Source organism: Streptomyces sp. NRRL F-6492 (genome assembly GCF_001280125.1).
Taxonomy (GTDB): Bacteria; Actinomycetota; Actinomycetes; order Streptomycetales; family Streptomycetaceae; genus Streptomyces.
Map to the genome: position 1 here is coordinate 26501 of NZ_LGEG01000160.1, position 24430 is coordinate 50930.

The 24430-nt window shown below is 71.0% G+C and carries 20 protein-coding genes and 2 pseudogenes; 9 read left to right on the forward strand and 13 right to left on the reverse strand.

Annotation, left to right across the window (positions count from 1 at the left end; translation table 11 throughout):
• Positions 1-201: 201 nt before the first annotated feature.
• From ADL08_RS38125 to ADL08_RS13720, 3 genes and pseudogenes are all read right to left on the reverse strand, one after another.
• Entirely contained in the window at positions 202-624 is a 423-nt protein-coding gene (locus ADL08_RS38125; RefSeq protein ID WP_234352123.1) for a phosphotransferase family protein, read from the reverse strand.
• A gap of 372 nt (positions 625-996) precedes the next feature.
• Positions 997-2238 (reverse strand): annotated as a pseudogene (locus ADL08_RS39185) (ATP-binding protein).
• 41 nt (positions 2239-2279) lie between these two features.
• A complete protein-coding gene (locus tag ADL08_RS13720) occupies positions 2280-2948 on the reverse strand; it encodes a response regulator transcription factor (RefSeq protein ID WP_053642595.1) in 669 nt (222 codons plus the stop codon).
• Positions 2949-3035: 87 nt separating this feature from the next.
• Between ADL08_RS13720 and ADL08_RS13725 the strand changes: the two genes are divergently transcribed.
• The 4 genes from ADL08_RS13725 to ADL08_RS13740 are packed head-to-tail and all read left to right on the forward strand — an operon-like array spanning position 3036 to position 6551.
• Complete coding sequence (locus ADL08_RS13725; protein WP_053642597.1) at positions 3036-3545, forward strand: hypothetical protein; 510 nt, start codon at positions 3036-3038, stop codon at positions 3543-3545.
• A complete protein-coding gene (locus ADL08_RS13730; protein ID WP_199837002.1) occupies positions 3542-4600 on the forward strand; it encodes a peptidoglycan-binding protein in 1059 nt (352 codons plus the stop codon). The genes ADL08_RS13725 and ADL08_RS13730 overlap by 4 nt, the downstream gene beginning before the upstream one ends.
• Positions 4597-5331 (forward strand): ABC transporter ATP-binding protein, encoded by a 735-nt coding sequence (locus ADL08_RS13735; protein WP_053642599.1) that lies wholly within the window; start codon positions 4597-4599, stop codon positions 5329-5331. Before ADL08_RS13730 ends, ADL08_RS13735 begins: the two co-directional genes overlap by 4 nt.
• A complete protein-coding gene (locus tag ADL08_RS13740; RefSeq protein ID WP_053642601.1) occupies positions 5331-6551 on the forward strand; it encodes an ABC transporter permease in 1221 nt (406 codons plus the stop codon). The genes ADL08_RS13735 and ADL08_RS13740 overlap by 1 nt, the downstream gene beginning before the upstream one ends.
• A gap of 137 nt (positions 6552-6688) precedes the next feature.
• Here the strand turns inward: ADL08_RS13740 and ADL08_RS13745 are convergent, their stop codons facing one another.
• The 4 genes from ADL08_RS13745 to ADL08_RS13760 all read right to left on the reverse strand — a co-directional run bounded on the left by ADL08_RS13745 (position 6689) and on the right by ADL08_RS13760 (position 11614).
• The gene (locus ADL08_RS13745; protein ID WP_234352124.1) at positions 6689-7480 is read right to left on the reverse strand and encodes a GNAT family N-acetyltransferase; all 792 of its coding nucleotides are present in this window, start codon (positions 7478-7480) and stop codon (positions 6689-6691) included.
• Complete coding sequence (locus ADL08_RS13750) at positions 7477-8649, reverse strand: ThiF family adenylyltransferase (protein ID WP_234352125.1); 1173 nt, start codon at positions 8647-8649, stop codon at positions 7477-7479. Before ADL08_RS13750 ends, ADL08_RS13745 begins: the two co-directional genes overlap by 4 nt.
• Before the next feature lie 1089 nt (positions 8650-9738).
• Positions 9739-10599, reverse strand: a complete 861-nt coding sequence (locus ADL08_RS35505) for a peptidoglycan-binding domain-containing protein (protein ID WP_078968460.1) — start codon at positions 10597-10599, stop codon at positions 9739-9741.
• A gap of 28 nt (positions 10600-10627) precedes the next feature.
• The gene (locus tag ADL08_RS13760) at positions 10628-11614 is read right to left on the reverse strand and encodes an LAETG motif-containing sortase-dependent surface protein (protein WP_053642605.1); all 987 of its coding nucleotides are present in this window, start codon (positions 11612-11614) and stop codon (positions 10628-10630) included.
• 895 nt (positions 11615-12509) lie between these two features.
• On the opposite strand from ADL08_RS13760, the gene ADL08_RS13765 reads away from it, so the two are divergent.
• Positions 12510-13070 carry an SUKH-4 family immunity protein gene (locus ADL08_RS13765; RefSeq protein ID WP_053642607.1) on the forward strand — a complete coding sequence of 187 codons (561 nt, stop codon included), beginning with the start codon at positions 12510-12512 and terminating at the stop codon, positions 13068-13070.
• An 80-nt stretch (positions 13071-13150) separates the two neighbouring features.
• A pseudogene (locus ADL08_RS36595) lies at positions 13151-13276 on the forward strand (IS5/IS1182 family transposase); the annotation flags it as partial.
• A gap of 617 nt (positions 13277-13893) precedes the next feature.
• Here ADL08_RS36595 and ADL08_RS13770 read toward each other — a convergent pair.
• The 5 genes from ADL08_RS13770 to ADL08_RS38735 all read right to left on the reverse strand — a co-directional run bounded on the left by ADL08_RS13770 (position 13894) and on the right by ADL08_RS38735 (position 19662).
• Positions 13894-14940: a fatty acid desaturase family protein gene (locus ADL08_RS13770; protein ID WP_053642609.1), complete on the reverse strand. Its 1047-nt coding sequence runs from the start codon at positions 14938-14940 to the stop codon at positions 13894-13896.
• 530 nt (positions 14941-15470) lie between these two features.
• Entirely contained in the window at positions 15471-15776 is a 306-nt protein-coding gene (locus ADL08_RS37170; RefSeq protein ID WP_159043134.1) for a hypothetical protein, read from the reverse strand.
• A gap of 102 nt (positions 15777-15878) precedes the next feature.
• The gene (locus ADL08_RS13780) at positions 15879-16448 is read right to left on the reverse strand and encodes a hypothetical protein (protein ID WP_053642613.1); all 570 of its coding nucleotides are present in this window, start codon (positions 16446-16448) and stop codon (positions 15879-15881) included.
• Positions 16449-17330: 882 nt separating this feature from the next.
• Positions 17331-17804, reverse strand: coding sequence for an SPW repeat protein (locus ADL08_RS13785; protein WP_107092124.1), 474 nt, complete (start codon positions 17802-17804; stop codon positions 17331-17333).
• 706 nt (positions 17805-18510) lie between these two features.
• Positions 18511-19662, reverse strand: coding sequence for a hypothetical protein (locus ADL08_RS38735; RefSeq protein WP_159043133.1), 1152 nt, complete (start codon positions 19660-19662; stop codon positions 18511-18513).
• A 237-nt stretch (positions 19663-19899) separates the two neighbouring features.
• Between ADL08_RS38735 and ADL08_RS13795 the strand changes: the two genes are divergently transcribed.
• Positions 19900-21171, forward strand: coding sequence for an NlpC/P60 family protein (locus ADL08_RS13795; protein WP_053642616.1), 1272 nt, complete (start codon positions 19900-19902; stop codon positions 21169-21171).
• Between the two features lie 92 nt (positions 21172-21263).
• Entirely contained in the window at positions 21264-21752 is a 489-nt protein-coding gene (locus ADL08_RS13800; RefSeq protein WP_234352127.1) for a hypothetical protein, read from the forward strand.
• A 395-nt stretch (positions 21753-22147) separates the two neighbouring features.
• Here the strand turns inward: ADL08_RS13800 and ADL08_RS13810 are convergent, their stop codons facing one another.
• A complete protein-coding gene (locus ADL08_RS13810) occupies positions 22148-23668 on the reverse strand; it encodes a monooxygenase (RefSeq protein ID WP_053642621.1) in 1521 nt (506 codons plus the stop codon).
• Positions 23669-23727: 59 nt separating this feature from the next.
• Here ADL08_RS13810 and ADL08_RS13815 point away from each other — a divergent pair, with 59 nt between their 5' ends.
• A complete protein-coding gene (locus ADL08_RS13815; protein WP_078968458.1) occupies positions 23728-24399 on the forward strand; it encodes a TetR/AcrR family transcriptional regulator in 672 nt (223 codons plus the stop codon).
• Positions 24400-24430 lie beyond the last annotated feature (31 nt).

Here is a 24430-nt window from a genome sequence, read left to right on the forward strand (position 1 = left end):
ACGGCAGCGCCGTGGTCGCCCACGGCCCGTTCACCGACACCCTCCTGGCCGCCGTCCGCGCCTGCCACCCCACCCGCGCCCGAGGAGCAGAGGGCCGACACCTGCGCCTGACCCGGTAGTGGGAAGACGACGGCCCCCGCCCATGCCGGGGGCCGCCTTCCCGCTGTTCCGCGCGAGCAGTCCTCAGTCGCCCAGGAAAGGCTAGAGGATGTTCCAGGTGAGCTGCTTGTCTCGCATGCGGAGTCCTTCGACCCGTCGCTGGATCTCGCTCAGCGACTCGGGGGCATGTCGGACCTTCCGTGCGTTGGTGGTGATCATGCGCAGTTCGCGGATATCACGCAAGACCGGATAGCCCGCGCTTCTCCTGACGTCCCACCCGTAGGTGTCCGCGAACGCTTGGTAGTGGGCTTGGCCGTAGCCGAACCGTCTGCAGTGAACCTCAACGGTGACGAGGTCCCATTCCGGCTGCCCCTGGGCCACCGTGTCCCAGTCGCACAGCACTGCCGACCCACCAGTGGTGTGCAGCGCGTTCCGGTGCTGAGGGTCGCCCTGTATCAGTCCGGGTACGAGGGAGAACTGGACGTCCCCCAGTGCTTCTTCGAGTCGGTCCGCTTCCTCCTCCAAGAATCCGAGGGCTACGGCAGGAAGGCAGGTAATGGCCGTCAATGAGCGACGGATCGCGCGGATGTTGTCGTGCTCGGCAAGAGCGATCGGGGGCGGGGGCAGCGAGTGAAGCGTCTTGAGAGGCCCGGCCAGCTCCCCCGCCGCCACCGGATGCCCGGGCTGTGGCCAAGTAGGTCCAGAAGGTGACAGCGTGCCCGTCGACCCCGAGGACTGGAGGCCGGACAAGGGCACCGACCTGTTCGGCCGGACGTGAGCCCAAACGTCCTGACCTGCCGGGCCGGGGACGGGACGATCGGCTTTGCGGGCACCCTGACCGGCGCCCTCGGCGCGGCTGACGACGACCTCGGAGGGATCCCCTCGGGTCGTGGCCCTTCACGGGTTCGCGTCGAAGCGCACCCGGATCGTCAGGCCTCCGCCCTTCGCGTTCGCCGTTGCCGTCGCGGTCGCGCCGTGGGCGCGCGCGACGGAGTCGACGATCGACAGGCCCAGGCCCGCGCCCTCTCCCGCGGCGTGGGTGCGCTCGGTTAGGCGCCGGAAGGGTTCGAAGAGCAGGGGGACCGTGGTGTCCGGGACCACCGGGCCGGTGTTCGTCACCTCGATGCCGTCCGGCCCGGTGCGGACCTCCACCCGGCCGTCAGGGACGTTGTGGCGTACGGCGTTCGCGAGCAGGTTGTGGAGCAGCCGGTCCAGGAGCACCGCGTCTCCGGGGACCGTCAGCGGCCGGGCGTCGACTGCGACCGTCACCCCGCGCTCCGCGGCCTCGGCCGCCAGCGCGTTGGCCGCCCGGCGGGCCGCCTCGTGCAGTGCCACGGGTCGTCGCTCGGTCAGGCCCTGGTCGGAGGCGGCCAGGAGCAGCAGCCCTTCGATGATCTTCTCGCTCGTGTCGGCGACGTCGATCAGCTTCGCGCGGATCCGGGCGACCCGCTCCGGGTCCGGCTCCCCGGCCAGTCCGATTTCGGCGGCGGCCCGCTGCACAGCGACCGGGGTCCGCAGCTCGTGCGCGGCGTTCGCGGAGAACCGCTGCTGCGCCGACACCAGCCGTTCCATCCGGCCGAGCATGCCGTCGAAGGTGTCGGCGAGTCTTTTCAGCTCTCCCGGTGGAGCGTCCAGGGCGATCCTGCCCTAAGTACTTCGTCCGGAGGCCGTCCCCAGCAGGTTCTCGCCCGAGAGTCGACGGGCCGTCTCGGTGATCACAGCGACGGGCCGCAGCACCCGGCCCGCCACCCACCAGGCGAGGATGACGGAGAGGACGGCGTACGCGGCGAGGACGAGCAGCGAGACCGTCAGCAGCCGCTCCAGGGCGGCGCTCTCGACTGCGTCGCTCACCCGGCTGGTGACCGTCATGCCGCGGTTCGCTCCGGGCGGCAGCGGGCCGGGGCTCGCGGGCTGGGCGTCCTGCCAGGTCGGCAGAGGGTACGGCGAGACGAACGGAGCGGGTGTGGAGGACGACAGCTCGTCCAGCCGCTTCGCAGGTACGGCGCCGTTGACCGCCACGCTGATCGTGGAGTACAGCCCCTCCTTGACCAGGAGGTACACCATCCCCGTGAGCAGTCCGCCGGCCAGGAGCAGCAAGCCGCCGTACAGGGCCGTCAGCCTGACCCGCTCGCTGCCCAAGAGGCCTTTGAGGGTGTTCAGGCGCTCAAGGCCCCGGGCGTTCACGAGGTCCCCGAAGTGATTCGGTAGCCCGAGCCCGGCACCGTCTCGATCACCGGCGGCTCACCCAGTTTGGCGCGGAGTTTGCTCAGGGTTACCCGTACCGCGCTCGTGCGGTAGCTGGTGTGTTCCTCCCACACCTGCTCGATGAGGTCCTCGCCGCTGACGACGGCTCCCTCGGCGCGCAGCAGGGTCTCCAGGACCGCGAACTCCTTGCGGGACAGCTGCAGGTGGCGACCGTCGCGGCTGGCCTGGCGGCGGGCCGTGTCGAGGACGATGCCGGCCCGTTCCAGGACGGGTGGCAGCGCAGGCCGGGCACGCCGGCCGAGGGCCAGGACACGGGCGAGTAGCTCGTCGTAGGCGAAGGGCTTGGCCAGGTAATCGTCGGCGCCCAGACCGAGGCCGTCGACCCGGTCGCGCACCGTTCCCGCCGCCGTGAGCATCAGGATCCGCGTGAGCAGCCGCTGCTCGACGACCTGGCGGCACACGTCGTCCCCGTGCACGCCGGGAAGGTCGCGGTCCAGGACGAGCACGTCGTACTCCCCGAACCGCATTTTCTGCAGTGCCTCCAGCCCGTCGCCGGCGACATCCACGGCGAGCGCGTCCCGGCGCAGCCCCTCGGCGATCATCTCGGCCAGGAACGCTTCGTCCTCCACCACCAGTACGCGCATGAGCCCTGTGTACCCGACGGGGGCTTTCGTCGGTGTTAACCCATCCGCTGAGGGAAACGAAACATCCCTGCGCGGCACGCTGCGCCCATGACGATGCGAACGACTCGACGGAACATCGCGCTGGCCGCCGCGACCGGTCTGGCCGCCCTCTGCCTGCTCACGACCGCCTGCACCGCCGACGGCGGCAAGACCGGCACCGGGAGCGAAACGGTCAGCGACGAGGGCAAGAAGGCCGACCAGGCGCTGGAACACCGCAAGTGCCTGCGCGAGCAGGGGCTGGACGTGCCCGAGCCCGAGCCCGGCGAGGAGGGCGTGGGCCTGACCATCGGCGGTGACGGCATGTCCAAGGAGAAGATGGAGAAGGCGTTCAAGGCCTGCCGTGACAAGGGCGGAGCCGGCATGGGCAAGGAGCTGACCCAGGCCGACAAGGACAAGATGATCAAGTACGCCCAGTGCATGCGGAAGAACGGCGTCGACATGCCCGACCCGAAGTTCGAGGGCGGCGGCGCGGTGTCGGCGGCGCGGCCGGCGACCCAGGGCGCGGAGAAGGAGAAGTTCGACGAGGCCAACAAGGCCTGCGAGAGCGTGTCGCGATGAGCCGGCGCAAGCTCGTGGTCGCCCTGGCGGCGATCGTGGCCGTCGCCGGGGCGGGTGCGGCCGCCACCGCTCTGACCGCGCGCGGGCCGCGGCCCGTCGTGGCGGACCCGGGGCTGCCGCCCGCGACGACCGCGATCACCCGGGGCGACCTCAGCGACAGTTCCCGGCAGGACGGGACCCTCGGACACCTCGGTGAGCGGAAGATCAACGGGGGCGCGGCCGGGACCCTCAACTGGATCGCCCCGACCGGCTCCGTCGTCGAGCGGAACGAGCGTCTCTACGAGGTCGACGGCAGGCCCGTCCGCCTGATGTACGGCGCCGAGCCCATGTACCGGACGCTCAAGACGGGTGACGAGGGAAAGGACGTACGGCAGGTTGAGGAGAACCTGGCCGCGCTCGGGTACACCGGCTTCACCGTCGACGACGAGTACTCGGAGAAGACCGCCGCCGCCGTCAAGCGGTGGCAGAAGTCGCACGACCTCAAACAGACCGGCACACTCGGGCCCGACACGATCGCCTTCGCGGGGAGCGCGGTGCGCGTCGAGGAAGCAAGCGCCGCGACCGGCGACCAGACGGGCCCCGGCCGGCCGGTGCTCACCGTGACGGGTTCCGAGCGCGTCGTACGGTTCAAGCTCGCGGTCGCGGACGCGGCACGGGCGAAGACGGGCACGCGGGTCTCCGTGGAACTCCCGGACGGCACGCGAGCGCCGGGCAAGGTGTCGTCGGCGGGCAGAACCGCATCGGCGGGCGACGATCCGCAGGACCGCACCCCGAAGATCGACATCACCGTCTCCTTCGACGACCCGGAGAAGATCAAGGGCGTCGACCGGTCACCGGTCGCCGTCGACCTCACCGGCGAGACGCGCAAGGATGTCCTCTCCGTACCCGTCAACGCGCTGCTCGCCCTGCCGGGTGGCGGCTTCGGCATCCAGGTCGTGGAAAACGACCGGGCCAGGGACGTGGAGGTCGAACTCGGGATGTTCGCGCAGGGACGCGTCGAGATCAGCGGCGACGGACTGCGCGAGGGCATGAAGGTCGGGGTGCCGTCCGCATGACCACGACGACCACCGCGCCCCCGGCCGCCGTGACGGCCCCGCCGCCCGCGGTCGTACGACTCCGCGGGGTCACCAAGGAGTACGCGGGCGGGGTACGCGCCCTCGACGGGATCGACCTGAACGTCGGCGAAGGAGAACTGCTCGGGATCGTGGGCCCGTCCGGCTCCGGAAAGTCCACCCTGCTGCACATCGTCGGCACTCTGGACCGGCCCACCGCCGGGACGGTCGAGATCGCCGGCCACGACGTGGCCACGCTGGCGGACCGCAGGCTGTCGGCGCTGCGTGCCCGGCACATCGGCTTCGTCTTCCAGGCCTTCCACCTGGTGCCCGGGGTCGGTGCGCTGGAGAATGTCGCCGAAGGGCTGCTGTACTCCGGGCTGCCCCGGGCCCGGCGGCGAGAGATGGCTGCCGACGCGCTCGTCCGGGTCGGGCTCGCCGACCGGATGAAGCACCGGCCGCACGAGCTGTCCGGCGGGCAGAAGCAGCGCGTCGCCATCGCCCGGGCAGTGGTCGGCGAACCCGATCTGCTGCTCGCCGACGAGCCGACCGGCGCGCTGGACTCGACGTCCGGCGAAGCGGTGATGGACCTGCTGCACGACCTCAACGCACAGGGTACGACGATCGCGGTCATCACCCACGACACGGAGATCGCGGAGCGGCTGCCCCGCCAGGTCCGTATCCGTGACGGCCGGATCGCGGCGGACACCGCGCTCGGAAAGGTCGCCACCTGATGGCCCGCGCGAACAGGGCGGTGCGAAGGGGCAGAACGCTGCGAGCGGCCCGGCTCGGGCCGCGGGACGTCCTGCACGTCGGCTCGGCAGGGCTGCGCAGTCGTCCCGTACGGGTGGTGCTGTCGGCGCTGGGGATCGCGATCGGCATCGCCACGATGATCGCGGTGGTGGGCATCTCGGCGTCGAGTCGGGCGCAGTTGACGCGGCAGCTCGACGCGCTCGGCACGAACATGCTGGTCGCGAAGGCGGGCGAGTCGATGTTCAGCGGCAAGGAGGTGAAGCTGCCGAAGGACGCGGTGGGCATGGTCGGCCGGATCGACGGCGTCGAGGACGTCGGCGCGACCGGGGACCTGGGGCACTCCGTGCGACGCTCGGAGAAGATCCCCGAGGGCGGGACCGGGGGCATCGCGGTCAAGGCCGCCACGGAGGGAATGCTCGACGTGCTGCGCGGCGGCATGGCCACGGGCACCTGGCTGAACGCCGCCAACGGCCGCTATCCGTCCGTCGTCCTCGGCCATGTGGCGGCGGAGCGGCTCGGCATCACCGAGCCGGGCCGGCAGGTCTGGATCGGCGACCGGTACTTCACCGTCGTCGGCATCCTCGACCCGTTGCCGCTGGCGCCGGAGATCGAGCGCTCGGCCCTGGTGGGCTGGGAGGGCGCGCAGCGGCTGCTCGGCTTCGACGGGCATCCGACGGCGGTCTACGAGCGGTCCACGGACGCGTCCGTACGCACCGTGCAGAAGCTACTCGCCTCGACGATCGACCCGCGCAACCCGCACAACGTGGCGGTCGGGGACCCCTCATCCGCCCTCCAGGCGAAGGCGGTGACCGAGGGGGCCTTCTCCTCCCTGCTGCTGGGGCTCGGCGGGATCGCACTCCTGGTGGGTGGGGTCGGTGTCGCCAACACCATGATCATATCGGTCCTGGAGCGCCGGCACGAGATCGGCCTCCGCCGCTCCCTCGGCGCGACCCGGGGCCAGATCAGGATCCAGTTCGTGGTCGAGTCCCTGATGCTCTCCGGTCTCGGCGGACTGGCGGGCGTGGCCTTGGGCGGGGTGGCGACGGCCGCGTACGCGTACGCCGCCGGGCTGCCCTGGGTGGTCCCGCCGTGGGCGGTGGGCGGCGGTTTCGCCGCGACGCCGGTGATCGGTACGGTGGCCGGTCTCTATCCGGCGGTCCGGGCATCTCGGCTGTCCCCGACGCTGGCGCTCCAGGCGTAGCGGAGAAAAGCCCCGGGGGTGGTGGCGATCCTTTGCCGCGGTCTCCGGGGCCTCTTCGGCCGTGCTCCGACCACCTTCCGGCTGCCTGGCGAAGCAGCCGGTGATGCCGACCAGAACCTGCCCGTCCGATCACGTGGTCACCAGTGGTCCGGATCTGCGAGCCCTTCTGTGGTCAACTGGACCGCCGTCCAACTGCGCGCCCTGGCCGACGAGGTGCCGGTGGGCCTGGGTACCGCCTGCCCGCCCGCCACTCCGACACCCTCCTCCTGTAGGGACCGGTCATGGGATCCGACCGCTGGAGGACGGGCTGAAACGCGAGGCGCTTCAGCCGGGGCAGAGCCTTCCGTACCATCGAGGATGGTGAGTTCTCGGGCAGTGGCCTGGCGTTTCCACTCGGGGGCGGTGGTGGCGTAGGTGGTGACGTCGTGCCAGCAGCCCTGGGTGCGGAAGAGCTGGTGAAGGGTGGCCTCGGGGCGGAGTCCGGCGGCGTGCATGATCGGGGCCATGTGGTGGTGGTCGCTGCGGTGGCCGGCCCAGACGCGGTGCAGGCCCAGGTGCCCGAAGCCGTAGGCCATCAGCAGGCGTCCTGCCTCGTGCCCGTGGCCGCTCACCGGGGCGCCCGGCAGCAGGACCAGGCTGGTGAGCATCGCGTTGCTGCCGTACTCCTCGATGAGCAGCCCCATGGTGCCGACGAAGGTGTCGTTGTCCGGGGCGCACACGGCGAGGGTGTACTTGCGACGGGGGTGGGTGTGCGGTTGGGCCAGGGCCCGGGCGAAGGCGTCATGGGCCTGGGCGGTGTCCATGCGGTCGATGCCGAGGTAGCGGGTGAGCACACGGTGAGTGAGGATTCGTGTGAAGGGTTGGTAGTCGTCGGCGCGCAGCTCCCGCAGCCGCAGGTGCTTGCCGCACAGTTCGGGGACCCGGTTCATCGGACGGCTCCCCAGGGTGCTGGCAGGTTCGCGCCGGCGGCCACGAGCGTGTGGAGGTCGATGGAGTGCCGGCCTGACGGAAGGGGTTCGCCGAGCAGGATGCGGCGGGCGGTGTCGGTGATCAGGGCGGCCCCGAGCATCACCCCGCTGGCGAGCTGGGGCCAGCTGGAGAGGGAATGTCCCACCCGGGTGAGGGCGTCGGTCATGGCAGGGCTCAGACGCTCCTGGTCGACGATGGTGAGCAGGAAGCGGATGGCCTCTTCTGGTTCGAGGCTGCGTACGTCGTCGGCGCGGACGTCGCCGGTGCGGCCGTGGAAGAGCGGACGGTCCGGTTCGAGGTCGAAGCGCTCGATGTCGAGCAGTCCCCGGTCGTTGGTGTCCATCAGGACGGGGATGTGCCGGTCGCGGGCGTGCTCGCGGGCGGCGACCTTGACCCATGGGGTGTCGCACTCCTCGACCAGCAGGTCCAGGCCGTCACCGTCGGCGGAACCGCTGAAGAAGTCCCCGATGGTGCCCTCGGTGATACCGCCCCGGAAGACCTCGATGTCCAGGTAGGGGTCGAGCTCGTACATGCGGCGCGCGCACAGCACGCTCTTCTCCACCCCGATCTCGTGGACACCGGCCCGCAACCGGTTCAGGTTCGACAGGCCGAGCTGGTCGAAGTCCGCCAGCCGGAAGGCCCCGCCGACCCCCTCCATGGCGCAGGCCAGCGCCGCGCTGCTGCCTACCGACAGCCCGATGACGCCAACCCGGCGCCGCAGCAGGATCTGCTGCTGCTCACGGGTGATCTTGTCGCGGTTGCGATCGGTACGCACCAGCCGGAACTCGGCCTCCGGCAGCACGTGCACCAGGCGCCCGGACCACGGGTACCAGACCCACCTGCCGTAGGCGTCGGGCCGGCCGTCCACGGCCTCGGCGATCGCGCGGGAGCGAGGGCGGGAACCGAAGGGATCATGGGGGGCCCGGCAGCGCAGAAGTTCCTCGATCTGCTCCTCGATACGGTCGTGGACCTCACGCACGGCGGACGATTCCCGCAGCCCGGCCAGGACAGCGGTATCGGCAGACGTCGCCGGGTCCAGCACCAGGGGACGAAACGATTCGCTCGCCTCACGAACGGGGGGCAGCACGAAGTGGTCCGGCTCCTGGCCGGACTCCATCAACTGAGTCACGACCAAGAAGCTAACAACCCGACGATCTTGGAAAGCCGCACCTCACCCGCAGGGGCGCACTCGAATTAATCTTCTACGTGAACGCGCCCCTCGCGCCCCTGCGCGCTCCCCAAACAGCCTATGCGGCATACCGGCCGGCACACCTGCATGCGACTCGTTGACGCCGGCACCGGTGCCTGCAATGCCGCCTGTAAGCAGGATGAGACCGTTCACTACAGCTCGCTGAGCACTGACGCCAACCGCACGTACGGTCCGCGACGGTTCAGGCGCCCGGTGTCACCGTCCTTGGACTGCTGTGCCATCCTCTTTGCACGCCGACCCTGCTGGACGCTGGACCAGCGCACGGCCGGTGGGCCTCATGGAAGAACACCCTCACGGCTCAAAGATCCATCGGTCGGGGTCTTCTCTCATCCACCTCGCCCACGAGCCGCCCCTACGGCGACGGCCGATGGCGAACGCACCACTGGCAAGGAGCATCGCCATGCTCCGCAAGGTCGCCATCATGCTCGCCGGTCTCTTCTCCGCCGGCGCACCCAGTGCCGGAGTCGCCTCGGCCGACGATCTCTCCGCCGGAGTCGGCGTAGGCCAGGTACCCGACTGCAATTTCTCCGAGGGAAGTGCGATCGTCGATGTCGGCTGCACAGACATCGGTGTCGACGTCAACCCGGACCTCATCGGCCTCCACTGCCCCCGGGACCAGCACCCATGTTCCGCGGGCTTCGGACCTGGGCGACATGCGCGCCCTTCAACACGAAACATGCCCGGCGCCCCGATCCCGGCGGGCGCGGCCCGGATTCCGGGCGGCTCGTCGCCGACCTCGCCCGCCGTCTGCCCACGCCATGGAAGCCGACACGTTCCGAACAGTCAGCGGATGCCCCGGCACGCGGCACCGAACCCGTACCGTCAAGGCCGGCGCCCGGTACATGGTCCGGGCGTGCCGGGCATCGTGGACGGCTCCGTCTGCGCTTCGGCGCCGAGTGGCAGGCCCGGGAGCCGACGGTCGGCGAGCGTGGCGAGGTCGGCGACGTCCCGCACGAGCCGCTTCCTCGCGTGGACGGTGGAGTGCTCGAGGCCGGGGTGCGGCCAGGGTCATGTTCCGTCCAGGGAAGCACGGCTGACGGGCCCGTACACACCGTCGGGATCCCCCGAGAGGCCGCGGTCCTTCTGGAGCTGAGTGACGCCGCGGCGGGTGGCCTCGTCGTAGGTGCCGTTGACGGTGACGTAGGTGAAGCCTTGGCCGAACAGCAGTTGCTGCAGTCTCGTCACGTTGGGACCGGTGTCACCCGTGCTGAGGGTTCGGGGTTCGGCCGGGGAGCCCGGTTCCGCGGTCTCCTGTGCACTGCTCGGTGCCGGACTGTGTTCTGCGGCGTCACCGTCATGAGGTGCGAGGATGCCGCTCAATGTCGGACTGGCTTCCGCGGGGGAGCCCGTGGTGGGCGTGTCACCCTCGAAGGTACGAGTGGCGCTCGGCGCGGCAGCGGTGGTCGATGTCTGGGCCGGCCGGTCGACCGCCGGGGTGACGGCGCCTGCGGCGGGCAGGGGTGAGGCCGGTACGGAGACGGATATTCCGGGAAGGCGGGCGGCCTGCGGATCTTCGTGACCGGCTTCGGAGTGGCGCGGGCCTGTGCCTTCGTCGACAGGCAGAACGTACAGTGCGCCGCCGAGGACGGCGGCAAGGAGAACACCGGCCGTTCCCACGAATCGCCCGGGTCTGGGCCGGCGCTTGCGTCGACCGGGCCTGTGGTGGTGGCCGTCGTGCGGCTGTGCGGGGGCCGGCAGGGGGCCGAGACCGTCGAGCAGGGTCATGTCGGCCGGCTGGTCGGCGTCGGCTGCGGGTTCTGCAACGCTGAGAAGGTAGGGGCGTACCAGTTCGACATCGGCCGGGTCCGCCCCGGCGAGGGCCGGCACAGGGCAGATGTCGGCGGGAACCTCACCGGGGCGGTGCGTCATGCTGCGTTCCTCAGGGGGTGGTCGGTGGTCAGGCGCGGTTGCCCGCGTTCCGGCGGCGCATGAAGACCAGTCCGCCGCCCAGAATCAGCAGGGCCGCCGCGGCGCCCGCGATCGCGGTGACGTTGCCGCCGCCGGTCTCGGCCAGGTCGCCGCCTGTCGCCGGGACGGCGGTTGTCGGGGACGAGGACGGGGCATCGGAGGCGGCCGGGCTGGTGCTGTCGGACGGGGGGTTCGTCGGGAAGGTCTCGGTCGCGGACGGGGTGTTGCTCGGTGCGAGGGGCTCGTCCGACGGCGGGACCGAGGTCGCCGGGCTGGTGGCGGGGGTCGTGGGGGACGTCATGCCGGGGGTCGGCTCCTCAGCGGCCGGGGTCGTCTGGGACGCACTCGGCGTGGGGGTGCTCTCGGCGGTGCAGTCGCGGCTGCCGCCGTTCCACCAGCTGATGTTCTTCTCCTTGATGACCGGCTTGTTCGGGCCCTCCGGCAGGTCGCCGTGCTCGAAGCCGTCGTTGGCGCCGTGCCGCCCGTCGTACTTCACGCTGCCGCGGTACAGGTCCACCTGCGCGAAGCAGCCGGCGTCCGGGACGGAGATGTCGAGGGAGTCGGTCGCGCCGTTCTTGACCGTCGCGGTGTCGAAGTCGTGGAAGACCTGGAGACCGGAGGTGTTCCACGTCGGGCCGTGGGTGCGGTACGAGGCGAGGGAGACGGTGCAGCCGGGGCTGCCGGCGGCGGGCCGGACCTGGACGTGCACCTTGCCGTCGGCGGCCGGCTTGAGGTTCAGGTCGTCGACCTTGACGGCCGCCGCCCAGACATCGCCGTTCAGGGAGAACTCGCAGTCCCCGCTCGTGTCCTGCGACGGCACCGAGTCAGCCGCCTTGTACGACCCGGCGTTCCGCTTCTCCCAGCCGTCACCGCCCGGCGCGCCGTGCGCCCAGGTGCCGGAACCGCCGGCGAGGACCAGACAGACGGCGGCCGAGCCGCCGACGACGGCGCGACGCGCCGCAACTGCTGCAGACATACGAGGTTTCCGCTCTTGACACAGGGCAGGCCGAGTCCGACCTCTGAAAGAGGATCCGACCTGCAGGTTCGAAAAGAATGGCCGAAATGATCACTGAAGGCCGAACCGATAGTCCGACATTTAACGGATCGTGTCAACGCAAGCCTTCCGATAAAGGAAACGCAGAGAGCTGACGGGCAAGACTGAAGTCGGCGCCTGAAGCGCTCGCGACGAGCGGACAGGGGATCGTGACCGCTGAAACCATCGGTAACCGATCTGACCGTCACACTCTTGATGGCATGTTCGGCACTTCGCTGCTCGCCATCGCAAGATCACCGAACCTTGGCAAAGCCTCATGACGGCCCATCAGGCCCTTCTGGTTTCCGTCCACATGTGCCCGCAGCATCCCCTGCGCCCGGCTTGCTGCCCAGATCGCTGCAGCCTTCCACCTCATCCGCAGGGCAATAGGGATCCTTCTTGTGCCCGCGTCGAGCCTGGCCGGGTCCGCATGAACCGCGAGACGGCCAAAGTTCGCACTTCTCAACAAACCACTCCTATCTCTCAATAAAACACTCCTAGCGGCCGACCAGAACGAAGCCGTTACCCCTTATCAGTAAACGAACACAAGCCCAACAGAATAAACATCCAAATTCTGGTCGGTCTGTTCAGTTGAATATCGCAGGTCGCGCCGCACCGTAGCGCCGGACGTCCTGCCCTTCCCGAGCCACCTGGTAACCGCCCCCAATACCGCGGTGTGGCTCGGCCTGATCGGTCTCCTGGCCGGCACCGCAGAGCCATCTTCGGCCCGTCGACGCCGACGACGAACGCTAAGGGCTGTCCCGCAAGTGCGGCCGTGCCGTGACCTGAGCCCGGATCGATAGGGTCAAGGCCACAGCCGATGGAAGAGGAATGTTCCATGACCACGTACGGCCAGCTGACCGAGTGGGCCGGTCTGGGGCATGTCACGCGAGCCGGACGGGACGTTGTGGCCGGCTGGCAGATCCCGGGCTTCATGAAGGCACAGCTCGTCGAGGTGGGCATCCCGGTGGCTCCGCGCCTCATCGAACGTGTCGTGATGCAGAGCGAGGCCGAGCCGGTCCTGCTCACGTCCCGGGGCCCGCTCTACCGTCTCACCGAGCAGGCGGACCCCGATGATCAGGACGAGCGGTTCTCGTTCGGCGTTGAGCCGGAGGCCGGGACGGTCTACTTCGTCATGCCGGACGGGGAGGCGTGGTTCGCCAACTCGGGTGTCGGCGTGTGGCTCGATGTCCTTCACCACTACGGCACCTGCGTCACAGCCTCAGAGCTTCTCGGCGAGCCGGACGGCCCCGAGGAGTACCTCTCTGAAGAGGAGGAAGAGCGGGCTTTCGCCGAGCTGAACCGGCTGGCCGAGGAACTGAAAGAGATCGACCCGGCAGCCTTCAACGGCTACGAGGGGCTTCTCTGGCCAGGGCTCCTGGACCGCTGGCTCTACTGACCTCGGCCGGCGGATCCAAGGATCGTAGGCTTGGTTCCGCGCAGGAGGCCGGGGCCACCCACGACTGAGATGATCTTCATGTGGGGGCTGTGATCACGGCGTCGGAGCCGTCATGGATAACGCCGCACTCCGGGCTGAGTCCGAAGCAGTTCGGGAAACTGATCACCATGCTGCGACGCGGAGGACCGCCCCTTGTCTACAGGGGAGAGAATCCGAAGAATCCGCGATTTGGCCCGGCCGGAGATCGCTGGCGGAGGCCGCAGGCTGATCGGGACGCCCGGCACCTCGGCGGGAAGAAGGAGATCGGTGCCCCGCCGCGGCGGGGCACCGATCGGTCAGGAGCGGGGGTTCTCGGCGGCGGCCCAGAGCAGCTTGGTGAGCTCGTCCGGCCGAGAGGAGCGCCGTGTCGCTGATTTCGGCTGGGACGACCACGTCACCCCTCGACGGGCTCAAACGACAAGCTGAGGCCAGGCGTGGTGTTCCTGTCCAGCCTCGTTGTCATCGGGTCGGCCGAAGTCGGGCTCTTCCTGCGCGAAGTCGGCCGGAGCCGGAGCCGGAGTCGGAGTCGGGGCCGGGGCCGGGGCCGGACGGGGCGGAGGCGCACCGCCCTGGCCTGTGAGGAAGAGGGCCGAACCGGCGAGCCGCTGCCTCGTGCCGCCGTCTTCGGCATGCCCATCGCGACGCGCCCCGAGATCGATCGGAAGCAGCCGCGTACGGTCGGGGGGGCCGGTACCCATCGCCAAGGCGCTGCCCGTCGGACGGCCGCGGCATGGACGCGCCCCGCGTGCCTCCGACCTCCTCGTGTCCGCCTTCGGCCGTGTCGTCAGGCGGTGCGCGGCCTCCTGAGGGGGGCTCCTGCCGCATGGAGGCTGGCGAGGGCCTGCTGGTAGGACTTGATCAGGCTGGTCTCCAGGTAGCCGACCCCGAGCTCCTGGCAGTGCTCGCGGACGATGCTCTGGGCCTTGCGCAGGTGCGGGCTGGGCATGCTCGGGAAGAGGTGGTGCTCGATCTGGTAGTTGAGACCGCCCAGGACGACATCGGTGAAGTAGCCTCCGCGCACGTTGCGGGAGGTCAGGACCTGGCGCCTCAGGAAGTCGGGCCGATCGGCGCCGCTCAGGACCGGCATGCCCTTGTGGTTCGGGGCGAAGATCGATCCGAGGTAGACGCCGAAGAGACACTGGTGCACGAGCAGGAACGCAACCGCCTTGGCGGGCGGGAGCACCAGGAACAGTGCGCCGAGGTAGACGGCGAGGTGTGCGGTGAGCAGGGCTCCTTCCCACACGCGGTGCTTGAGCGAGCGGTCGAGCAGCGACCTCACTCCGGACACGTGCAGGTTGAATCCCTCCAGTGTGAGCAGGGGGAAGAACAGGAACGCCTGCGAGCGGCCGAGCAGCCGGGGCAGTCCTTTGGCCGCGCGCGCCTGCTCCTGCGTCCATACGAGGATGTCCGGGTCGAGGTCGGGGTCGAGGTCCTCGTGGTTGGGGTTGGCGTGGTGACGGGTGTGTTTGTCCTGCCACCAGCCATAGCCCATGCCGATGCCGAGGTTCCCGGCGATGCGCCCGGACACCTCGCTGGCCCTGCGCAGCCGGAAGACCTGCCGGTGGGCGAGGTCGTGCGCGAGCAGCGCCACCTGCCCGAACACGAAGGCGAGGAAAACGGCTGTCAGGAGCGTCCACCAGCTGTCGCCGATCAGGACGAAGGCCGCCCACCCGGCGGCGTACAGGGTGGTCACGGCCGCGATGCGCAGTGCGTAGTACCCGGGGCGCCTGGTCATGAGCCCGGCTTCCTGGATCTTTCGGGAGAGGCGGGCGAAATCGCTCCCCGTGTCCTTTCGTGCGGGAGGAGGGCGAACCGTCTGTGAAGGGATCATGGCCGAGGGTCGCTTTCCGTAGTCGCAGGCGAGGAGCGGACCGGGACGCGTGGGATGCCGTACCCGAGGTCTCACCCGGTGCGGGTGGTGTTCCCTCCTTGCGCCTACCCGCGACGCCGCACTTGACATACGCCTGGGCCCGCCTCTTTCCGTTCCGGCCTCCCGTCGGCCGGAGCCCGACCGGCCGGTACGGCCGTGCCGGCGGGGCGAGTCCCAGGAAGCACGCCGGGACCGTCGTCCTGGGCGGCGACCGCGAGGGGGCGGAGGACCAAGAGCAGCGGGAGATGGGCACGGAACCCCGCGCGGCCACGGTCGAGGTCTCGCACGGGCGTGCGACACCGCCGCGCGCGTAGGGAACTCATTCCACTGTGAGAGGAAAGGCGCGGGGCTGGGGCCTCGGCGGCCAGGTACGTCGAGGAACCGGATGGCCTGCCGCACACCGCCGGCCGGAACGGGGGTGGCGGTCCGCGGCCGGGAGTTCGGTTCCTCGGTCGATCGGTTGCCTCTTCGGTGCCGCTTCGGCCGCACGCTCAGAGGGGTACGGGGGTAAGGCGTTCGGTGACGTGCGCCGCCGGTGGCCGCGTCCGGGATCGTGGAAGTGGACGATGGCCGGTGCTCTCCGGCGGGAAGGACGTCCTGTCGCGGTGTCCCGGTGTCTGGACGAGCTCCTGGACGTTCTCCTCGCGCGGGGCGACCGGCTCGCCGATGGTGAGCCGGTCTTCGCGCTCGTCGCAGTCGGTCTCGTCCTGGTGGATCCGGGTACGCAGCGCCTCGGGGTGCGCGTCGAGCTGCCCGGCCAGGTGCGTGCAGAACGGTTCGAGGCCGCCTCGCGGCACACCCGCACCGTACGCTCACGCAACCGCGGCGAGTACCTCCTGGGAAGAGTCGTAGTCACCGGCCGGCTCTTTGTGGACTCGCGCGGAGCCGGGCGCGAGGGCTCATGACATGAAGGGGCTCACGGAGCGGGCCCTTTCCCACATGCCGGAGGCCTGCTCGGTGGGTCGCTGCTGCTCGCCGTGCAGGGCGTTGAGCACCACCAGACATCCGGTGAGCGCGGGTACCGCCCACTGTGCCCAGGCCAGCTGCCGCCTGGCCTTGTCGAGGTCGACGGGGTGCCTGCCCGCCTTCTCGGCGTCCTCCGGGTCGGAGGAGGAGGCCAGCTCGATCTTCTTGCCCAGGACACGGGTGTAGGCGGTGGCGGCCAGGGCCGCGGCGGTGACGGCCGTCTTGGCCGCGGTGGAGGCGGCGACGCCCTGCTGGGTGGCGACGCGGTGGGCGTTCACGGCGAGCAGTCCGCCGCCGCCGAACAGGTGCGCGCCGATGGCGGCGGCGTTGACCGGCGTCCACTTCGCCCAGCCGGCGGAGGCGATCCGGTCCGTGGCCCTCTGCGTGCCGCCTTCGCTCTCGGCCGCGCCGTTGAGGCCGACCGCGCCCATCAGTGAGCCGCCGAACCAGGCGGCCAGCCCCACGTCGTGCAGGCTGCGGATGAGGGTGTTGCGTTCGGACATGACGGTGCTCCTTCAGAAGGGGGGACGGAAATGGCCGGCAAACACACCGAGTACCGCCCACCCTCGCCGCACCTCGCCCGTACCGCCATCCCGACTGACCCGAGTGGGCATCCCGAAGGTCCAAACGCCCCGGAGCGGTGACCGAACGGGACCGGTCGCCGATTCCCGCGGCCCACCGGATGACCTCTGCCGCCAGGGCGGAGCTGGAGGATGCTGGAAGCAGCGGCACTCCGCACGGAGCGGCACCGACCGGCGGACGTGTCGGAACGCCCGGGGACGGCGGATGCCGACAGGGCCGCCGGTTTCGGGCCGTGCGTTCACGTGCGCCACCGGGCGGGCTTGGACGCGTGGCCGGTCCCGGCCGGTACGAGGTTTGGTCCTGGAGGACGGCACGCGGCGGTGCATCCCGGGCACCCCCCTTCGTCCGGCGCTTCGGCCACTTCTTCGCGACCGGAATCGATCTGCTTCTCGCTGGGGACCCGGACCGCGTTGGCCGTGTCGTTGCGGACCCGGTGCACGGCGTGCAAACGCGGGGCGGGTCTCGGGCTCCTCCCGGGCGTGCGGCGCCGCCGGAAGGACCGGCCGGAAGTGACGGACTCCACGCCGGGCGGACGGCACCAGGTGTGACCCCGCGAGGATGAACACGAAGAACCGGACGGCGTGGAGCCGCCCGGTCCGGGCCGTCTGCTCGAAGAGGCTTCGCGCAGTTCGTTCGTCTCGGGTCCGTAAGGCCGACTCGCGCCCTGGCGGTGGTCGGCGCACCTCGTCCGGTCGGAGCCGGGAACCGGATCCGGCACCCGGGCGGAACACCCGGAGGCAGTCCGGCGAAGTGGACGCCGGTGACGGGGACACGACCGCCGGAACTGCCCAAAGGTACCGGTGTCAGCGCTCGTCGGCCGCAGCGCGGCGGTTCCGTGCGCCGCGGCTGTCGCCGGCACGGCTACGGGCCGCGTCCGCGGCGACGAAGGCGAGGAGGGCGGCGAGGGCGCCGGCGATGAGGTTGCTGGTGATGGAGCGGGTGCGGGCGACGTCGCCGGCGACGACCCAGGGGGCGAAGCAGGTCCAGACGCCGATGACGGCGGCGGCCCAGGCCATGGAGTGGGTGCGTTCGTAGGAGTTGCCGAGGCCGCCGAGGAGCAGCATGTAGGCGATGCCGGCGATGAGGTTGGTGACGGCGAGGGTGGTGAAGCCGTTGAAACCGACTATCCAGGGGGACGCCGCGATGTACAGGCCGGTGACGACGGCGAGGGCCTCGACCATCTGGGCCCTTGGGGTGGCGGCGGCGCGGTCGTGCCGGGCACGCAGCTCCACCAGGTCGGGATGCTCTTCGATCGGTGCGTGATGACTGGTCGCCATGATGACCTCCAGAGAGAGGAACGGTCGACCAGTCCTTACCCATAAAGACCGTATAAATAGCTATATCGCACGAGAAGTCTGAGTTGCTCCGTCGCGGAGTCGCCCGGATCCGACGCGGCCCGAGGAGCGGACTCCCTCCGTGCACCCCTGGTCGAGTGCTTTGTCGCGGTTCCGCGTCCCTGTGGTCGCTTCACTCCTGAGTACTCACCGAGCTCTTCCAGGGGTCTTCATGGCCTTCTCGGCGGAGCGGTCGCCTCTTGTGCCCGTGGGGGGAAGGGCACCGGGAAAGATCGTCGCGGCGTTCCCGGAACAAGGCCCGCGCCGAGCGCGACCCGCAGGTGTCCGAGCGTGCGCAGGACCTCACCGTCCCGGCCGTCGGCGAACCGGTCACCAACGCCTGCGCGTACGCCCCCGGCCCGGTCCTGATGGAGCCGCGCATCGGCACAGGCGGGGCGGACGTCGTCGTGTGGGACAGCGACCCGGCCGCCCGCAGCTGCTCCCGGCCGACTGGCGACTACCGGATCCGGTCGGGTCCGACCGGGGCTGAAGGGTCGCTCACCGACATCGGATGGGCTGCTGAGGGTGGCCGCGGTGGAGGCCGCCGGGCTGCTGGACACCGGTCCGGACGGCGTCTTCGACGGTCTCGCCTCGCTGACCGCCCGAATCACCGGAGTGGCTGGAGACGGACGGCTCGGCGATCGACGGCTCATGCGTCAGGGCACTCGAAGGGTGCTCCCACCGGACCGATGACCGGCAACGGGCGTTCCGCGTTCCGGCCACGTTCGCTCGCCACGAGGTCCCGGGGCGAGAGGGGCCGCGGCTCTGCGGCCGTCGTCCCGCAGGGGGCCGGATAGGAACTCTCCGTCGTGGCGTACGGCAGGCACACGCCGGGCTCGGGCGCGTAGCGCAGGAGGTGGGAGCGTACCCGGTCGGTGTAGGGGCGCAGCCGGGCCGGGATGCCGTTCTCCTTCTGCACCACCCAGGTCGCGGTGCGGTAGGCCGCGGCGAGGTTGAGGGCCGGGTCGCCCGCGACGCCCTCCAGCTGGGGTGCCAGCGTGCACAGCATGCGGCCGAGGGCGGCGATGGACGTCTCCGCGTCCAGCGGGGGCCGGGGGACGCTGTGCTGCAGGTCTTCGGGGAGGTAGTAGCGCAGCACACGGGGGGTCCAGCGGGCAATGCCGTACTCGTCCGCGGCGGGATCGCTCAGGTGCGGATCGAAGTCGCTCTCGGTCTTCAGTATCGCCGCGACCAGGGCGGGCGAGAGCTGGGGCGCGGCGCAGGCGGTGCCGGCCGCCACGATCGCGGGACGGTAGCGGGCGGGGACGCCGGCGTGGCGGCTGAACCAGGCGTCGGGGGCGCGGGCTTCGCGGCCGTTGCGGGGCGCGGAGGCGGCGCCCGTGGTCGCCAGCAGCAGCACCGCTCCGGCGATGCCGGCGGCGCGACGCAGGATGCGGCGTCGGCCGGGCTCGGCCACGGCAGGTGTGCCGGGGCGGGGCGGGTCCTGCGGGGGCTTTCGGGCGGGCGGGTCCTGCGTCGGGTGGCCGGAGGCCGGGGGGACTTCGGTGCCCGGGCGCGGTGAGGGGTGTGCCGGGGCGAGTAGTACCGCCAGGGCACGGCGGCGCGACTCCCACGCTGCCACGTCGCCGCCGCACGCCGTCACGTAGGCGGCGAGGACCGCGGCGCTCGGCAGCCGCTTGCCGCCCGCCGCCGCGGCCAGCGTCGAGGCGGCGAAATGGGTCTGTGCGGCAAGCCGTTGGTATGACGGTAATCCGGCGGTGCGACGCAGCGCGCGCAGGTCCCGGGCGAAGAGCGTGAGCGGCCCGCCTCCGGGGTCGAGAGGCTGTTCCTGCCTGCCCATGGCGAAGTCCTCCGACTGCGACCGGCCTGGTCGGCCGACTTTTTGTCTGCCAATTGTCCACGGATTGGCCAGAGCGACAAAGACGGTTGTCCGCCGCGCTTTGCTGGGCGTGACCGGGCAGTCACGGCGTACGCCCGGGCGCGCCGACACGCGATCAGAAACCGAGGACACGAGATGAGACCAAGTGAGCGAGGTGGCGGTGGTCGAGGACCACTCGACCGTACGCACCTGCTGAGAGTGCTGCTCGCGGCGGTGATGGCGGTGGCCTGTCTGGGCCTGCCGGCCACGACGACGGCCGCCGCGGCCTCACCGGCAGCGGCCCCCGCTTCCGCGGCCACCGCCATGACCACCGCCGGCGAGGCCGCCGCCACCTGCGCCCCGCTGAAGCCGGGGGCCAGTGCCACCGCGGTGGACGCGGTGGAGGCCGCCTGCCGTTATGTGGGCTGGAGTTACGCGTGGGGCGGCGGCCACGCCCAGGGCCTGCCCGGCCCGAGTCAGGGCATGATCGACCCGACCGACCCGCGGTCGTACGGGGACCCCAAGCTCTGGAGCTTCGACTGCATCGGGCTGGTGCGCTGGGCCTGGTACAAGGCGACCAGGCAGGACATCGTCAGCGAGCGCACCACACAGTCCACCTGGCAGAATCCGGGTTACGCCCACACGAAGTTCACCAAGGAGCAGGGCGAGGCCCCGCTCCTGCCCGGCGACATCCTCTACTTCGGCACGGGCATCACGCACGTCGCGCTCTACCTCGGCGGCGGCAAGGTGGTGGAGGCCCCCAACTCGGGCGATGTCGTTCGAGTCGCGGACGCCCGGTGGGACCGCTACCAGGGCGCGTTCCGACCGCACACCTCCGGCGTGTTCCCGGTCTGGGAGTACGACGGGCTGGGGCAGCACGTGAAGACGTGGGGCCAGCCCAACCTGCGCGAGAACTCCCACACCGGCAGCCCGGTCAAGTGGCAGAACGGCAACGGCATCTCCGTCGCCGTCCGGGCGTTGTGCCAGCGGGTGGGCGAACGGGTCACCGTCGACGGCATGGCCAACAACGTCTGGACCTATCTGCCGGACTACCGCAGCTGGGTGAGCAACTTGTTCCTGCAAGGCCCCGCGATCATGCCGGGCGTACCGTCCTGCGGGCAGTACGCGGCCATCGGGGGCACGCTGGACGGCGCCGACTCGAACACGTCCTGCGGCGACGGCACCGAGCCGAACTCCACGGGCGCGTGGACGGCCAGGTCGACCACCGTGTGGGGCCGCACCGTCGAGCTGCGCTACAACGGCACGACCGCGTGCGCCTGGGGGCGCGTCATCGGCGGCACGATCGGCGACGAGATCTGGGTCGACCGCAGCAGCGACGGCGGCGCGACGTGGGAACCGATGCTCGGCTACACCACGGTCACCTCGGGCGGCGACGCGTACACCACGCAGTGGAACGACAACGGGCTGGTGATGCGCGCCTGCGGCACCAACGGCAAGGGCGGGACGATCGCCTGCACCGGCTGGTACTGACGCGCCGCCCCTCCGCCCGGCGCTCCCCTTTCACGTTCTCCCGCGCGGTCCCGGCGGCCGCGCCGCGCACAGGAAGACAGGCCAGAGGACAGATGACCTCCCTCCTCATGAAGACGAAGACGAAGACGAGCACGAAGACGAGCACGAAGACCGAGACGAAGGCCGAGGGGCAGACACGGGCGGGCCTGGGCGGGCGCATCGCGTCCCGTCTGCGCACGCGTGTCACCACCGCCGTGGCTGCGACGGCCCTCGCCGCCGGCACCCTCACCGGCGCGGCGGGCACCGCGCACGCCGACGGGCGCGGTGTCGGCTGGTACGGCGTGTGGGCGTCGAACGTCAACCTGCGCACCGGCGGAGAGGAATGCCAGCTGCGGCCGGGCACAGTCAACTGCTTCCGCGTCGTCAACCAGGTCAGCGCCCCCGCGGCGGTCTACGTGTACTGCCAGACGTACGGCGTCGAGTCCGTGGGCGGCAACCCGTACTGGCTGTGGGTCATGCCGACCCACGGCGAGCGCGGTTACATGTCGAGCTACTACATCGACAACGCGTCGAACTGGATCGACGGCGTACCCGAGTGCTGAGTCCGGTCGGCTGAGCCCGGCCCGGTGCGGGGGGGGCATCGTCACGTCTTCGGACGGGGCGGTGCCCTCTCCCCTTGTCGGGGTGCGGGAGGGGCGGGCAGGGCTCGTCCCCGATGCTGAGGGCATGGGATTCGCCGTCTTCACGGCCCTGTCCGGACTGGTCATCGCGCCGACCGCCCTGGCCTTCGTCGGCCAGCTGCTGCGCGGCGGTGGCCCCGGTGAGGCCCGGACCTCGGAGTGTCCGGCTCATCGCGTCCCTGACCGGCAGAGACCGCGAAGGCGGTACGCCGTTGCTCACCGAGGTTCCGGCCGCCGCTGTCCGGGGCGGGCCCCCGGACAGCGGCGGGGTGTTCCGGCGGCCGACAAGGTCCACGACCACGACGAGGAGGCGGTCCTCAGCTTCCCGCGCCAGGGGCCCCCGCCCACGTGGTGAGCGCCCGTGCCCGTTCGGCCTGCCGCTCGGCCACGTCACCGGTCCGGCTCGCCCAGGCGACATGGCCGTCGGGACGCATCAGAACCTCTGACACGCCGGCCAGTTCGGGGTGGTGGTCCCACCCGGTCACCGTCACGGCCTCGACGCGTCCGCTCCACCCGGCCTCGACGGCGGGTGGGAGCGCCTCGCCCCCGGCGAAGTCCAGCAGCAGGAAACGGCTGCGGTCGGTCAGTTCGTAGACCCGCGTGGCGGACGACCCCGCGGCGGTCAGGCCGATGTCCGGCATCCGCCGTCCCTCCAACGGGTCGGCGTCCGGGCGGCGGGCGGGGTAGGCGGTGTCGAGGGCGGACACCCGCCCGGCCAGGTTCCGGTTGACCTCGGCCATGCCCAGGAACTCGTCGAACATCCGGCGCAGCGCGGCGGCGGGCCCCGCGTACTGCGGGACGAGTACCAGTTCTCCCAACAGCGTCTGGACCCCGGTGTTCTCGACGACCGCCGCACCGACCGGCCGGCGCTCGGCGTCGTAGCCGTCCAGCAGCCCGGGCGGCGCCCAGCCGCTGATCTCGGCCGCCAGCTTCCAGCCCAGGTTGGCGGCGTCCTGCAACCCGGTGTTGAGGCCTTGCCCGCCCGCGGGGAAGTGGATGTGGGCGGCGTCGCCCGCCAGCAGGACGCGGCCCGCGCGATAACGCTCGGCGAGGCGGCTCGCGTTGCCGAAGCGGGACAGCCACCGGGGTCGACCGACGCCGCAGTCGGACCCGCAGATGTCCGCCAGGGAGGTCCGGAACTCCTCCAGCGTCACGGGCTCCCGGGAGGGAACGCGCATCCGCGTGGGATCGAGGTAGACGAGCCGGGCGCCCCCGTCCTCCAGCGGTGCGACCAGCACACCGCGGGCCTGTGCGCGCCGAAGTCCCGGATCGGCCCGGTCCACGGTCTCGAAGTCGCCGAGGACACCGGTCAACGTCTCCTCCGTCCCCGGGAACCCGATGCCCGCGGCCGCGCGCACCAGGCTGCGTCCGCCGTCGCACCCCACCGCGTACGCCGCCCGGAGGGTGCGCCGTCCGCCGGGCGCGTCCACCTCCACCTCGACACCGTCGGAGTCCTGGCGCACGGCGACGGTCTCGTGCCCGCGCAGGATCTCGACGCCGAGCTCGCCGGCCCGTTCCGCGAGCAGGGCCTCTGTGCGGGCCTGGGGGATGTACAGCGTATAGGCGTGGCGGCTGTCGAGGGCGCTGAAGTCGAGCCGGGTTCCCAGTCCCGCGAAGTGCCAGTCCGGCACGGTGGTGCCGGCCGCGAGGAAGCGGGGGGCCAGCCCCCGCAGGTCCATCAGCTCGATGCTGCGCGGATGCAGCGTCAGGGCCCGGGAGTCGCGCTGCGGTTCCGGGCGGCGCTCGACGACCAGCGGTCGTACGCCCGCCAGCGCCAGCTCGCAGGCGAGCATCAGTCCGGTCGGACCCGCTCCGACGACGATCACATCAGAGGTCATGTCTTCCTCCACATTAGTGAACAGCGTTCACGTGAACGCCGTTCACTATAATCACGGCCATGAGCGATCCGTCCACCTCCCGCCCGGCCCGCGGCCGTCCGCCCCGCCTCGACCGGGCGCGCACCGTCGAAACCGCACTGGCCCTGCTGAACGACTCCGGTCTCGACGCGCTGACCATGCGGCGGCTCGCGGAGGCCATGGACGTACAGGCCGGGGCGCTCTACCGGCACTTCCGGACCAAGGACGACCTGCTGACCGCGATGGCGGAGCGGATGATGGCCGACCTCCGGGTCCCCGAGGGCGGTGAGGCCTGGAGCGACCGCCTCTCCGGTCTGGCCGGGGCGTTGCGGCAGGCCCTGCTGGCCCATCGCGACGGTGCCCGTGTGTTCGCCGGGACGCACTCCACCGGTCCGGGCACCCTGGGCTTCGCGGAGGCTTGTACGGGTGTCCTGCGTGACGCCGGATTCACCGACGCGGACGCGGCCAGGGCCTTGATGGCGGTGGTCCACTTCACTGTCGGGCACACCTTGGAGGAGCAGGCCGCGCTGCGACCTGAGGACGGTTCCCCGGCCGATCCGGAGGTCCTGCGCGAGGCGGTCTCCGCCGGCGGATACCCCCACCTCACAGCCGCTCTGCCCACCCTCGTGGAGCCGGACCGCGCGCCCCACTTCGATTTCGGCCTCGCCTTGCTCGTGGCAGGTCTCGAAGCGCTGCGCCGACCGCACCGGTGATCCGGCGGGCCCCGGTCCGAGGCGGTCCGGC